Genomic DNA, 12,710 nt, shown 5'->3' with positions numbered 1-12,710 from the left:
ACGCGGACCGGAGAACCGACCCGCGTCTCAACATCAGGCGTTAGCCTTAGTTTTTGCTCTTGGCTTCGCGCGCAGCAACGATGCTTTCGTAAGCAGCATGCGTGATCGGCATGAAGCCCTTGGCTTCGCCAGCAGCAACGCCGTAGAAGCACTCTTCGTCCATGGACTTCAGGCTGGCCATAAGACCGACCATCTTGAGCTTCACGTCTTCAGGCAGCTTCTTGGACAGAACAACCGGACCTTCAGGGATTACTGGCGAACGCCAGATTTCGTGAATTTCAGTCATGTCAACGAGGCCAGCATCAGACGCCTTGCGCAGAGCACCGGAGTTGTAGCCGTCTTCCCATTCGCCCTGGCCATCGGCCCAGGTTACACCGCCGTCAATGTCGCCATTGGCAACCGCAACGATGGTCTGCTCATGACCGCCAGTAAACTTGACGTCAGAGAAATATTCGCCCGGTTTCATGGAGTAGCCAAGCTTAGGAATTTCGATGGACGGGATCAGGTAACCGGATGTGGAGTTCGGGTCACCAAAACCAAAGACTTTGCCCTTCATGTCTTCCAGCGAATTGATTTCGCTGTCGACGCGAGAAAAGCCGATGGAGTAGTAGCCGTAGCCGCCATCGTTGTTGACCTTGACGAGAACAGGCTCAACAGCTTCAGGATCTGTCAGATATACCTTGGCATAACCGGAAGCACCGAGCCAAGCCATGTCGAGGTTACCGCCAAGGAGACCTTCGATCACGCCGTTATAATCGGCTGGAGCGAAAAGCTTGACTGGAACGCCGAGCAGCTCAGCTGTCTTCTCTTCAAGACATGTGTATGCGCGAAGGCGATCGGAAGCGTTTTCACCGCCGAGGATGCCGATGCGGAATTCAGTGATGTTGTCTGCAGCAACTGCGGAAGTTGCATTCAGGGCAAGCATGCTAACCGCGGCCAGGGCGGCGAACTTTGAAACGACGTTCATCTGGGGCACTCCCAAAAAGGATGGATATGGATGACTGGGAAAAGCGACTGGATTTACAACACAGCCGTAGCTACCGGCGTCACCGCACCGGCAGGATCTGTTGGCCGGGCAGACAGACCCGGAGTGTCTATGGAGGTGGATGTTGCCGCCTCGTTGAAGCTTTCGTCTGCACCGTAAATCTCACGGGCGACATCTGTGGTCAGCAGTTCAGGCGCGCCATCAAACACGATGACGCCGTCCCGCATGCCGATCACCCGGTCACAGTAATGACGCGCCGTATCAAGCGTGTGCAGATTGCAGATAACGACCTTATTATCGCGCTCGTGGATCTCACGAAGGGCGTCCATGACGATCTTCGCATTCATTGGATCCAAGGAGGCAATCGGCTCATCGGCCAGGACCATATGCGGCTCCTGGGTCAATGCCCGGGCAATCGCCACGCGCTGCTGCTGGCCACCGGACAACTCTTCGGCGCGCTTGGTCGCTTCTTGCACAATGCCGAGACGATCCAGCGCAGCAAGCGCCCGGTTCACGTCTTCGGCGCTAAATATGTTGAAGAGGCTCTTGAAGGTTGACTGTGCATTGAGCCGACCGAGCATGACGTTGGTCACAACATCAAGGCGAGGCACCAGATTGAACTGCTGAAACACCATGGCGCAATCACGCTGCCAGCGGCGCATCGAGCCACCCTTCAGGCTGAGAATATCTTCACCATTGAACAGGATGCGACCCGAAGTGGCTGGCGTCAGACGGTTTATCATGCGCAAGAGCGTTGATTTGCCCGCCCCGGAGCGACCAATGATGCCAACCATCTGCGGTTTATCAATAGAAAAACTGACGTTATTGACCGCTGCGCGATCGCCGAAAGTTTTCGTGACGTTTTCGAAATGAATCACCCGCAGGCCCTGTCGCTGTCGTTGTTTGCTGAAGCGACAAGAGCCACGGTTATATTACAGCCCAATGACAGTCAGGATTTGGGATCTTGAAGTTTTAATGACTTTTAAATGACGAAGACATGAAGCCTGATTTTTACGCGAAGTAGAAAACAAGCCGTGAAACCTTTTTCCACCGCGAATACAGAAGATTATTCGCAGCACAGATCCGTTTGAATAAAACCAAAACGCAGGATCGTCATGAAACTATCATCTAATCGTCAAGACAGACCGCACCGTGAGCGCCTATTCAGGACCAGAAACACACGCAACTTGAAACCGTACAAAGGTGCGAAATGGTCTCCCCTGCCAACAAACCCACTCTGACATCCACCCCTAATATTCATCCCGATGCTGTTGTGTTGAATTGTGACCTCGGTGAATGGACTGAAGTTGGTGCCTATACGGAAATGCGGGAAAGCAAGATGGGCGACTATTCCTACATTGTGCAGGAAGGTGATGTCGTCTGGTCCACCATCGGCAAATTCTGCTCAATTGCCCGGCGCGTTCGCATCAACCCCGGCAATCATGCGACCTGGCGCGCCTCACAGCATCATTTCACCTATCGCGCGGCGGCCTATGACCTTGGCTCTGACGACGAAGAGTTTTTCCAGTGGCGCAAAGATGACTGGGTCACCATCGGCCACGACGTATGGATCGGACACAATGTGACGGTGCTCGCCGGTGTCACGATCGGCACCGGCGCCATTGTCGGCGCCGGAGCTGTAGTCTCCAAGGACGTGCCGCCCTACACGATTGTTGGCGGCGTCGCTGCCAAGCCGATCAAACGCCGGTTTACCGATGCCCAGGAACAAGGGCTCATGGATGTTGCTTGGTGGGACTGGAGCCATGCGGATTTGAAAGAGCGCTTGCCCGATTTCCGCAATTTGCCCATCGATGCGTTCATTGAGAAGTACCGGTAAGCAAGACCCTTTACGGATCAGATCCGGACTTCCCACCTATTGATCAGCATTAATTCTAAAGATTCGGGACCTTGAGGACGTTCTTACTCTTCAATTTCTTCTCAATGGCTGCGACCAGATCCTTAACTCCCGATTTCGGCGGCAACTCTTTGCCATGCTCCTTGACGATTGCCGACACAGCTTTCGTCGCTGCTTGCGTGTTTCCAGTCTTTAGCGCGGCGGCCGCTGCGACCAAATTCTTTTCGGACTTTTTCGGCATATCCATTTCTTGCACGAGCTTCGAACCGTTTATGTTCTTGTGCATCAGATTATAGAAGTCATCGCTGCCCCTGTATTGGCCGTGTAGGTTTCCGAGACGCTCGTCCCAGTCCTTCAAAACATCTATGATGGCACCGCGCAAAAAGGAATCCTGGACGAGTTCCTTCACCGTCACGTCGTCTAGAGACTTGTTTGTTTCTGTGTGAATCGCTTGCAGCGACACCAACCTCATGTCGTTGATTGATTTCAATTGTGCCGGGTCAAACCCCTCCGTTTTTGCGGAATCTCCGTACAAAAAGCCAGTAAAGACTTTTTCAGGGTTTGCAGCATGAAGAAGAGCATCGAACTGATTGCCGTTTCCCCTTTTTTTCAACCACTCTCTGAACGATAGGATTGTCGCCTTGTTGAGCTTGGAGTGCAGCTTTGAATACTTCATGAAAAGTCCTTGGTTCTGGGTACGTTGATAGACTTAAGTGCCCGCTATCCAGAAAAAGGTTCGCTCAAACACCAATACACCGAACAGAAATATTCCAAATAACGATTTTCCTCCACAATCAAAACAAAGCAACAGTATCTCTGGCCTATTATTTTACCAGTCACTGTATTAAATGATTGAATTTTCAATACTTCAATAATTCCATCAAACTATTCTCTCTCTGACATCATTCTGTCCATGGCTCTATTTCCTTCTCCCCAGCAAGTCACACTCGTACACAGGCTGGAGGTCTTGGTGAAAGCCGAAGAAAGACTGGGTCACCTTTGGTCATGATGTGTGGATCGGGCATGGTGTGAATGTCCTGGCCTGTGTGACCATTGGCACAAGCGCAGTGGTCGCAGCAGGCTCTGTGGTGTCAAGGATGTTGCTCCCTACACCATCGTTGGCGACGTGGCTGCAACGGAACTGAAACGGCAGTTCACAGAAGACCAGGCCGATGCCATTCAAAACATTGCATGGTGTGATTGGGATCATGCGACCATGAAGGCCCGCCTACCCGACTTCCGCAGTCTTGAGATCGACGCTTTTATTGAGAAATACAGCTAGGCTACAGTTTTCTTATGATGCGCTGCCATCAAGGCTTTTTCCCGCGAACGTCACTTGCAAGAATCTCGGTTCCAGCACCTCATAAAACCGTTAACCACATAAAAATACCCCCGGGTCAATTCTATTGTTAACGCAACAGAAAGTCCTATTCCCTAGGCTTCGGGTAGTTTTATGTATCTATTGGTTTATACAGATCGCCTGGGGGAATTGGCATGGGAAAAGGAATTCTGGCAGTTGTAACGCTGCTGTTTACGATGGTCAGCGGGATTGCCATGGCAACACCCGGCGGAAAGTTTTTCGACCCGGACAAGAAGCAGTGGGTTCAATTCGGCCCATCCTACGGTGGTAAGTCGCCGGTCAAGCGCAAAAAGGTAAGCTACGACGGTCCTTATAGCCCTGGAACGATTGTCGTTGATACGGATGAGCGCCGCCTTTATCATGTGCTGCCAGGCGGAAAGGCCATGAAATACGGCATCGGCGTCGGCAAAGACGGATTCCAGTGGTCTGGAACGAACCGCATCACCCGCAAGGCCGAGTGGCCAGGCTGGACGCCTCCAGCACAGATGCGCGCTCGTGAACGCGCCAAGGGACGGATCCTTCCTGCCCATATGCCCGGTGGCCCGAACAACCCACTTGGTGCACGCGCCCTCTACATCGGCTCCACCTTATACCGGGTTCATGGAACAAATCAGCCCTGGACCATCGGCAGCGCCGTATCCTCTGGCTGCATTCGGCTTGCCAACGATGACATTACCCACCTCTATAGCCACGTGAAGGTTGGATCGAAGATCGTCGTCAAACGCTGAACCTTCGCATTTGCTAATATGAAAAGCCGGCCCCTGGGTCGGCTTTTTGCTTTTAAAGACGAAAAGTCGAGCTGGCACTCTGCGGAATTCTCTGGCTAAATGCCTCCAAAGAGGGAGAGCCGGATGCTGTGGAAACATACAAGCAGTCGTCAGCCATCCGTGAAGACAATGCCCGCCATGAGGGTCTCACTTGGATTAAGCGCACTTGCCGTTCTGTCATTGATGGCGACGACGGCCAGTAGCGAACCACTCAACCAGCTGGAGCAACGCGGGCTGGAGCTGTCGAAGCTTCATTGCGCCCGCTGCCACATCGTGAGCGAAAAGGACCGTTTCACGGGAACCTCGGCAAGCCCCTCATTCAAAATCATGATTGTGGCTTTAAAAGACTGGGATGATCGCTTTGACAGTTTCATGGCGCGCAACCCCCACCCGGCCCACATCCGGCTTGAAGATGACGAGCCGCGGCCCGAGCACTTGCCCTCCACCATTCACGAAGTCATCCTGAGCCAGGACGACATCGAAGCCATCATCTCTTATGTGGACCGAATGGCCGCAGACCTTGGGCATCCCCGCAGCGAATAAGCCCCAATTTCAGGCCGCTGCCGCCTGTGGTCCAAAAGCTTGGCTGAGCAGAATGCGTGCGGCAGATTTGGCATCGCTCGCAGGGTCATCTTCATACCCCATATGCTTTGCAACGATTGCTCCCTCCTTCAACAGCAGGAGCTGCCGGGCAATACTGTCCGGTTTCAATGCACCGGCAGCAATCGCCAGTGATCTGACATAATTAAACAACAAACGCTTGTGCTCAGCTGACTGAACATGGACCGGGTGATCCGGCTCCTGATATTCCGCTGAGGCCTTGATGAACATGCAGCCTCGGAAATCCGGCTCGGCAAACCACTCCGCCAGGACATCGAAAAGCGCCAGAAGTTGTTCACGTGGTGTGCGGCCAAGCTCTGAAGTACGGCGAATGATCCAGTTTCGGAAGTTCTCGTCGCGCAGGCGCAGCACCGCCAGGATCAGTTCTTCCTTTGAACTGAAGTGTTTGAACATGGTGGTCTTTGAAATGCCGGTAGCAACCACAAGCGCATCCATGCCCGTGGCGTGAAATCCCCCCTGATAGAAGACCTTCAAAGCCTCCCGCACCAACTCATCCCGCTTGCTCGGACGCATCAATTTTCCTTTTATGTACCGATCTGTAATTTAACTGATACCGAACAAACCTTCAAGATATCTAGAATAAATCAATAATTACAACATATTAACTTCTGTCTCAAACACGCTCGGAAAACATTCGCAGAAAAAAACACGGCGAACCCTTGAATAAATGAACTGATCGGTTCATATAAATATTGTCAAAATGAACCGATCAGTTCATCAACGATCAAACAGTTCGAGATCACCAGATGCGCAACGAAAGACATGCCTCAGCATTACCCTACCGCATGCCCAATACACTCATCTGGCTGGCATGCGCACTCGGGCTCTATCTGGTGGCACTCGGCGCCTCCCAAACATTCTTCTCTATTTTGTAAGTTCAAGGATCTCATCATGTCACGCCCACCACTTCCTCCCTTTGATGCAACGACGGCTGCCGCCAAGGTACGGTCTGCCGAAGATGGCTGGAACTCTCGCGATCCGCAGAAAGTGGCGCTTGCCTATACGCCTGAAACCAAATGGCGGAACCGGTCCGACTTTCTGAGCGGACGGACTGCCGTCGAAGCCTTCCTGACGGCCAAATGGGAGAAAGAGCATGAATATCGCCTGATCAAGGAACTCTGGGCCTTCACTGAAAACAGGATTGCGGTCCGCTTTGCCTATGAATGGCACAATGCCGCTGGAGATTGGTTCCGCTCCTATGGCAATGAAAACTGGGAATTCGATGCTGATGGCCTGATGCAGTTGCGCCTTGCCTCCATCAATGACCTTGCGATCAGCGAAAGCGAGCGCAAATTCCACTGGCCACAAGGCCGCCGTCCTGATGACCATCCAGGCCTTAGCGACCTGGGGCTTTAAGCCCACCAAAAGGGATAACTCTCATGGCCCGCGCCTTTGCCGATATCGCCTTCACACCAGCTGTTCAGGCCAGACAGGAAGCAGAAGGATCGCGATCCTCCTATGCCCGGTTTGAACAACCGCACATTGAAGAGTTAAACACCCTGGGGCCCGAGGAAGTGTCATTCATTGAGGCGCGGGACGGATTTTTTCAGGCAACTGTATCGGAAACCGGCTGGCCATATGTTCAGTTTCGTGGCGGCCCAGCCGGTTTTCTCAAGGTGCTGAACGACAAAACCATTGGCTACGCTGATTTTCGCGGCAACCGTCAATATATCAGCTCTGGCAATTTGACCGATAATGACCGTGTCAGTCTGATTCTGATGGATTACCCAAACCGTAGACGCCTGAAGATCTGGGCCAGGGCTACCCAGGTTTCTGCGAAAGACGATCCCGAACTGATCAAGCGCCTGCAGCCGGGAGGTTATCGTGCTCTGCCCGAACGCGCCGTGCTTCTCGCTGTCGAGGCCCTTGATTGGAATTGCCCGCAGCACATCCCGCAACGCTATACGCTGTCGGAACTCGAACCTCAGCTTGACACTCTGCGCACCCGCATTTTCGAACTTGAACAGGAAAATGCGGGCCTGAAAGAATGCTTAGCCAATTCAACATCGTAAAATCAGGCTTTACCTTTCGCGGGTGAGACCTTTTTCTTCGAGTTCCTTGACATAGACACCCCAGTGTTTGTCCTTGTCATGAGCCAATTCCAGGAAGTAATTCCATGTGTAGATGCCGGTGTTGTGCAGGTCGTCAAAATGGATTCGAACGGCATAATTGCCGACCGGCTCGATTTTCATGATGCCAACGTCGATCTTACCCGGAATCGTTTTCTTCTGCGACGGATTATGGCCCTGCACTTCGGCAGAGGGGGAACAGACTCGCAGGTATTCAGCGCTGTATTCATGTGTCTCGCAAGAATCAAAGGAGACAAAAAGCGTCTTTTTGTCGTTCTTCAGGCGAATTTCCGTCGGCCAGGCTTTTTGATCGCTCACGTGCATCTTCTCCAAGAGTTTGGCGGGACGATAATCGGATGCGAACAAAGATCAAGCGGCGTCTTCTTTTGCCTGTTTGACAGCCTTGTAACCTTCCAGCGCAGCGTCCCGGGCTGCAAAGTGTTCCACGATGGGTCTTGGATAGGTCTCGCCCAGTCTGACGCCTGCCTTTTCCAGCGCCGCATCTGGCGCATCAAACGGCGCATTCAAATAAGCAGTGTCCAGATCCTTGAGCTCCGGAACCCATTTGCGCACATAAATGCCCTCGGGATCGAACTTCGCTCCCTGGGTCATCGGGTTGAAGATCCGGAAATACGGCGCAGCATCCGCTCCGCTGCCTGTCACCCACTGCCAACTGGCGGAATTGCTTGCCAGATCCGCATCCACCAGCGTATCGCGAAACCAGGCCTCGCCGTGATGCCAATGCAGCCGCAGATGTTTGACCAGGAAGCTTGCGACGATCATGCGGACCCGGTTGTGCATCACGCCGGTCTGCCAGAGCTCGCGCATGCCTGCGTCGACAATCGGATAGCCGGTCTGGCCCTTCTGCCAGGCTACCAGATCTTCCAGGCTGTCGCGCCATGGATAGGCATCGAAAGCCGGTTTCCAGTTTGCCTGTGGCAAGGTGGGGAAATGATAGAGCAGATGATAAGAGAACTCTCGCCAGCCGATCTCGCCTATAAATTTACCAGCGTCCTTATCGAGCCCGCCCTCCCCACCGAACAGAGCACGGGTTTCCTGTTGAACCTGAAGCGGTGAAATCTCGCCAAAGTGCAAATGCGGCGACAGGCGCGACACATTGGGCAGATCAGGTCGGTTGCGCAGGTCGCCGTAGCCTTTCAGGCCATCCTCCAGAAATGCCGTCAACCGCTCAAACCCGCCTTTCTCACCGGGCGACCAGAGCGTTTCCCAGCCCTCGGCCCAGTTCGGCTTTGTCGGCAACAGACCCAGGTCATCAAGGCTTTCTCCAAATGAGACAGAAGCCATGTCCAGCTTTTCCGGTCGAGGCAATGGGCTGAGTGAGATCTGCTTCTGGGCGGCCCGCCAGAAAGGCGAGTAAACCTTGAAAGGCCCGCCTGTCTGGGTTTCAAGCTCCCAGGGTTCGAACAACAATGATGCCTTGAAGCTTTGCGCCTCGATGCCACTGGCCTTCAGGTCCACCTTGATCTTGCTGTCCCGCTCAATCGCATGGGGTTCATAACACCGGTTCCAGAAGACTGCACTGGCGCCGCTTTTCTCTACCAGTTTGGGGATCGCAATCCGAGCATCACCACGCAGAAAGACCATTTCGCCCAGATCATTGGCCAACGCTTTCAAGCTGTGATGCAGCCACCAGCGACTTGCACCACCAAGCGGATGGCTTTCGCCGCTTGTCTCAGGATCTTCCAGCACAAAGACAGGCAGAACCCTGCCCCGTTGGGCAGCTTCAACCAGCGCAGGATTGTCGGCAATGCGGAGGTCTTGGCGAAACCAGACAACTGTTATTTTTGGTGAGGTCATGGGCGAGTATAACGGCTCAAATCATTGATGGGGTACTGTTTTCATTATCTATTACCCTATACGGCTTCTAGCTCCGGCAGATCACATTCCATTGCGTTGTGAGCGTCACTTGAAGGCTTGAGTACGCAGCTGATGCCGCTATTGGCCTCAATTTGGAGCCCTTCTTCCTGACCCTTCAGTCAAGATTGTTTGTCATCACGCGCTATTGCCTTGAAAGCGATATGCTTTAAGCTGATATGCAAGAGGCGAGAATAGCGCTCCAAGCGATTGGACAAGCGCAGTCGAGGGAGACTTTCATGACGGATGGACCAAAATCCAGCTCCTCACAGATCAATCTGGCTCCAGCTGGCAGCTTAGCCAGACCGGAGATGATTGACCCGTTCGGTCGGGCGGTTTCCTACCTGCGCGTTTCCGTGACAGACCGCTGCGACTTCCGCTGTGTCTATTGCATGGCCGAAGACATGACCTTCTTGCCCAAGCGCGAAGTTCTGTCGCTGGAAGAGCTCGACCGTCTGTGCTCCGCCTTTATCGACAAGGGAGTTCGGAGACTTCGGCTGACCGGCGGCGAACCGTTGGTGCGTAAGAACATCATGAGCCTGATCCGCGGCTTGTCCCGCCATATTGACAGCGGCGCGCTTGAAGAACTCACCATCACCACCAATGGCTCGCAGTTGAGCAAGCTCGCTACAGAGCTTTATGATTGCGGCGTCCGGCGCATCAATGTGTCCGTCGATACGCTGGATGCTGAACGCTTCAAGGCGATCACCCGCTGGGGCGATCTGGACAAGGTGCTCCACGGCATCCAGACGGCAAAAGCTGCTGGCTTGCAAATCAAGATCAACATGGTGGCCCTGAAGGGCGTCAACGAACATGAGATCATTCCCATGATGGAATGGTGCCATGCCAACGGCCATGATCTGACACTCATCGAAACCATGCCGCTGGGCGAAATTGACGGTGACCGCACCGATCAGTATCTGCCACTGTCGTTGGTCCGCAGCCGTCTTGGTGAGCGGTTCACGCTTGAAGACATTCCTTACAAGACTGGCGGCCCTGCCCGCTATGTCGAGGTCAAGGAAACCGGCGGACGGATGGGCTTCATCACGCCGATGACCCATAACTTCTGCGAAAGCTGCAACCGGGTACGGGCGACCTGCACCGGCCAGCTTTACATGTGCCTTGGACAGGACGACATGGCGGATCTGCGCGCTCCCTTGAGGGCGTCAGAGGGCAATGAATTGCTCAGCGCTGCCATTGATGAAGCCATCGGGCGCAAGCCAAAGGGCCATGATTTCATTATTGATCGGCGCACCAAACAACCGGCTGTCACCCGCCATATGAGCGTCACGGGCGGTTAGGCGCAGGTGTCCGCTCAGCACTCACCACAATCCCGACTGGATGGCCGCAACGGGCGTCTTTTGGCCTTGGCGATTGCTGTTTCAGGTCTTGCACTGATGGTCTGGCTCGGTCGCGAGGACGTCCCTTTTGTCAGGGCAACACTGTCCGCCATAACAGGCCAGGAACCCGAGGCCGCAAGTACCGGAAATCCGGAATTGGATGCCTGTCTTGCCAAACGGGTGGGCGACATCGACAAGCTTTTGGCCGAAGGCATGATCAAGGAAAGCCAGTATTCTGCTTTCAGCCGCCGCGCCACATCCTACTGCGAGACGCAGTTTCCCTATCGCAACTAGGCAATAAGCACTGCCGCCGACTATTCAGTCGTGAAACTCATGCGCCTGCGACTGGTGCGGTTTTGGCTGGGGCGTTTATTCTCAATTGGCGTCTCCATCAATGTGTCCTCTGGCTGTAGCTCTGCCAACTCCGACTGCAGTTCCGCGCCCAGCTCGCCATCCATGGGCTGAGCTTCTGACGCAATATCGTCATCCGACACTAACTGCTCATCCGTTTCGGCATGCTCATCTTCGTCCGCGATCTCGTTCAGCGGCTGATCGGCGTCAGGAAGATCTTCTGCCCGTTCGACAGATACATCGCTCGGCTCCTGAGCGTCCCCGGATGCCAGCCGTTCACGTTCTGCAGCCAGCCTTGCGGATTTCTCTTCCATGTCAGCGGTGACCTGCTCGGCTTTGTCCGCATAGCCTCTGCCGACTTTCCAGGCGCTGGCGTAATGATTGACAGCTCCTTCTGCGAGCCGGAAGTCTTCGTCGTAGTCGTTCAATCCGTCCAGCACAGCCAACACTGGATTGCTGCGCCAAAGCTTTCTGAGGGCAGCATTCTTGACCGCTTCTGGCACGCCATTTTTCATGAAGAGAGTGAAGTCCGACTCATAAGTCAGCGCATCGATATCAACAGCTTCGGCCGCCTCCCGATTCGCCGCCAATTCCGGATCTTCCTCTGGTTCGACATCCGTATCGCCATCTGCTTCCGGCAGTTGTACAGCTTGAACAGCAGCTTCTTCGGCAATTTCAACTTCCGTCAGAGTACCGCTCTTACGCCTCGACCAGCGCTGCAGAAACCCTTCGCCAGATGTGTCCTCATCACGTGTCATCTCGGGATGTCTCCTCACGCCGACCGCCGGGAGCGAAAATCGGCTCTTTGCCGAACTTCAGCTGCTCCGTCTCGTGCGGCACGCGCCGACGCTTGCGGAATTTCTCCGGGTCGGGCATCTGCTTCAGATAATCGACCATCCAGTGCAGGACATCCACCGGCACAGGCAACCGTTCCACAAGGCCCTCACCTGAATCCAGAACGCCCATCGCCTCATAGGGATCTGCGGTTACACCCCGCACCTTAAACGGGACCGGATCTGTGTCCGCATCGTCCAGCAGCACCCAAAGCGCCGGGGCTTCAGTCTCTATATTGGCATCATAGGCCTCGCCCATACGCCGATGCAGATTAACGGGGACAGGGCCATAGTGGAACACACGAGTGTCGCCCTCCGGTTCCATCTCGATCCAAGTCGCGCCCTCTGGCGGATCGGAGAGAACGGCGACGGGCACCCAGACATGGTCTGCCCACGGATGCTTGCTGATGCGTTGTTCCAGAACAATGCCGACCTGCCGCGTGATCTCTGCTTCCAAAGTCCAACTCCCAATTTCAGGTCTTATTCTAGCCCATCAAACGATCTGGAAAAACCGTTGAATGCAACCCGCTCTGCAATCAGGTGATTTGCCGCAAGCTACAGGATTTCCAACGCGATTCCACCTTGCAAAAGCATCAAGGCAAGCTAAACTTAGAACAATTATAAAAACGGGCATAGCCCCGACGGAGGAAGCAG

17 protein-coding genes are annotated in these 12,710 nt (G+C 54.1%); 9 read left to right on the top strand and 8 right to left on the bottom strand.

Translation table 11 applies throughout. The annotated features are described in order from the left end of the window. Window positions 1-46 precede the first annotated feature (46 nt). Complete coding sequence (gene phnD, locus V6575_RS08620) at window positions 47-967, bottom strand: phosphonate ABC transporter substrate-binding protein (RefSeq protein WP_340273861.1); 921 nt, start codon at window positions 965-967, stop codon at window positions 47-49. Between the two features lie 53 nt (window positions 968-1,020). Further along, a complete protein-coding gene (gene phnC / locus V6575_RS08615) occupies window positions 1,021-1,863 on the bottom strand; it encodes a phosphonate ABC transporter ATP-binding protein (RefSeq protein ID WP_340273860.1) in 843 nt (280 codons plus the stop codon). Between the two features lie 332 nt (window positions 1,864-2,195). On the opposite strand from phnC, the gene V6575_RS08610 reads away from it, so the two are divergent. Then, a complete protein-coding gene (locus V6575_RS08610; RefSeq protein WP_340273859.1) occupies window positions 2,196-2,822 on the top strand; it encodes a DapH/DapD/GlmU-related protein in 627 nt (208 codons plus the stop codon). 55 nt (window positions 2,823-2,877) lie between these two features. On the opposite strand, the gene V6575_RS08605 is transcribed toward V6575_RS08610, so the two are convergent. After that, window positions 2,878-3,516, bottom strand: a complete 639-nt coding sequence (locus V6575_RS08605; protein WP_340273857.1) for a hypothetical protein — start codon at window positions 3,514-3,516, stop codon at window positions 2,878-2,880. A 334-nt stretch (window positions 3,517-3,850) separates the two neighbouring features. On the opposite strand from V6575_RS08605, the gene V6575_RS23320 reads away from it, so the two are divergent. The 4 genes from V6575_RS23320 to V6575_RS08590 all read left to right on the top strand — a co-directional run bounded on the left by V6575_RS23320 (window position 3,851) and on the right by V6575_RS08590 (window position 5,510). Further along, window positions 3,851-3,985 (top strand): hypothetical protein, encoded by a 135-nt coding sequence (locus tag V6575_RS23320; RefSeq protein ID WP_422785543.1) that lies wholly within the window; start codon window positions 3,851-3,853, stop codon window positions 3,983-3,985. Beyond that, the gene (locus V6575_RS23315; protein ID WP_422785542.1) at window positions 3,967-4,122 is read left to right on the top strand and encodes an LbetaH domain-containing protein; all 156 of its coding nucleotides are present in this window, start codon (window positions 3,967-3,969) and stop codon (window positions 4,120-4,122) included. The genes V6575_RS23320 and V6575_RS23315 overlap by 19 nt, the downstream gene beginning before the upstream one ends. Before the next feature lie 212 nt (window positions 4,123-4,334). After that, window positions 4,335-4,928, top strand: a complete 594-nt coding sequence (locus V6575_RS08595; protein ID WP_340273855.1) for a L,D-transpeptidase — start codon at window positions 4,335-4,337, stop codon at window positions 4,926-4,928. A gap of 123 nt (window positions 4,929-5,051) precedes the next feature. Next, window positions 5,052-5,510 carry a hypothetical protein gene (locus V6575_RS08590; protein WP_340273854.1) on the top strand — a complete coding sequence of 153 codons (459 nt, stop codon included), beginning with the start codon at window positions 5,052-5,054 and terminating at the stop codon, window positions 5,508-5,510. 9 nt (window positions 5,511-5,519) lie between these two features. On the opposite strand, the gene V6575_RS08585 is transcribed toward V6575_RS08590, so the two are convergent. Continuing rightward, a complete protein-coding gene (locus tag V6575_RS08585; RefSeq protein ID WP_340273853.1) occupies window positions 5,520-6,101 on the bottom strand; it encodes a TetR/AcrR family transcriptional regulator in 582 nt (193 codons plus the stop codon). Window positions 6,102-6,479: 378 nt separating this feature from the next. On the opposite strand from V6575_RS08585, the gene V6575_RS08580 reads away from it, so the two are divergent. Next, window positions 6,480-6,944: a nuclear transport factor 2 family protein gene (locus V6575_RS08580; protein ID WP_340273852.1), complete on the top strand. Its 465-nt coding sequence runs from the start codon at window positions 6,480-6,482 to the stop codon at window positions 6,942-6,944. Between the two features lie 23 nt (window positions 6,945-6,967). After that, window positions 6,968-7,600 carry a pyridoxamine 5'-phosphate oxidase family protein gene (locus V6575_RS08575; protein WP_340273851.1) on the top strand — a complete coding sequence of 211 codons (633 nt, stop codon included), beginning with the start codon at window positions 6,968-6,970 and terminating at the stop codon, window positions 7,598-7,600. A 9-nt stretch (window positions 7,601-7,609) separates the two neighbouring features. Here V6575_RS08575 and V6575_RS08570 read toward each other — a convergent pair whose 3' ends face one another. Next, complete coding sequence (locus V6575_RS08570; RefSeq protein WP_422785541.1) at window positions 7,610-7,975, bottom strand: gamma-butyrobetaine hydroxylase family protein; 366 nt, start codon at window positions 7,973-7,975, stop codon at window positions 7,610-7,612. A 51-nt stretch (window positions 7,976-8,026) separates the two neighbouring features. Further along, complete coding sequence (locus tag V6575_RS08565; protein ID WP_340273849.1) at window positions 8,027-9,475, bottom strand: cryptochrome/photolyase family protein; 1,449 nt, start codon at window positions 9,473-9,475, stop codon at window positions 8,027-8,029. Window positions 9,476-9,843: 368 nt separating this feature from the next. Between V6575_RS08565 and moaA the strand changes: the two genes are divergently transcribed. Continuing rightward, entirely contained in the window at window positions 9,844-10,833 is a 990-nt protein-coding gene (moaA, locus tag V6575_RS08560) for a GTP 3',8-cyclase MoaA (protein WP_340273955.1), read from the top strand. Window positions 10,834-10,839: 6 nt separating this feature from the next. Further along, window positions 10,840-11,166 carry a hypothetical protein gene (locus tag V6575_RS08555; RefSeq protein WP_340273848.1) on the top strand — a complete coding sequence of 109 codons (327 nt, stop codon included), beginning with the start codon at window positions 10,840-10,842 and terminating at the stop codon, window positions 11,164-11,166. Between the two features lie 20 nt (window positions 11,167-11,186). Here V6575_RS08555 and V6575_RS08550 read toward each other — a convergent pair whose 3' ends face one another. Beyond that, the gene (locus V6575_RS08550; protein WP_340273847.1) at window positions 11,187-11,981 is read right to left on the bottom strand and encodes a DUF3306 domain-containing protein; all 795 of its coding nucleotides are present in this window, start codon (window positions 11,979-11,981) and stop codon (window positions 11,187-11,189) included. Then, the gene (locus V6575_RS08545; protein ID WP_340273846.1) at window positions 11,971-12,513 is read right to left on the bottom strand and encodes a DUF3305 domain-containing protein; all 543 of its coding nucleotides are present in this window, start codon (window positions 12,511-12,513) and stop codon (window positions 11,971-11,973) included. Before V6575_RS08545 ends, V6575_RS08550 begins: the two co-directional genes overlap by 11 nt. Window positions 12,514-12,710: the final 197 nt, after the last annotated feature.

The sequence above is a fragment of the Roseibium algae genome (assembly GCF_037783265.1).
GTDB lineage: Bacteria > Pseudomonadota > Alphaproteobacteria > Rhizobiales > Stappiaceae > Roseibium > Roseibium algae.
Note: the sequence above shows the minus strand (reverse complement) of the source record. Positions and strands in the feature narration are given on the sequence as shown.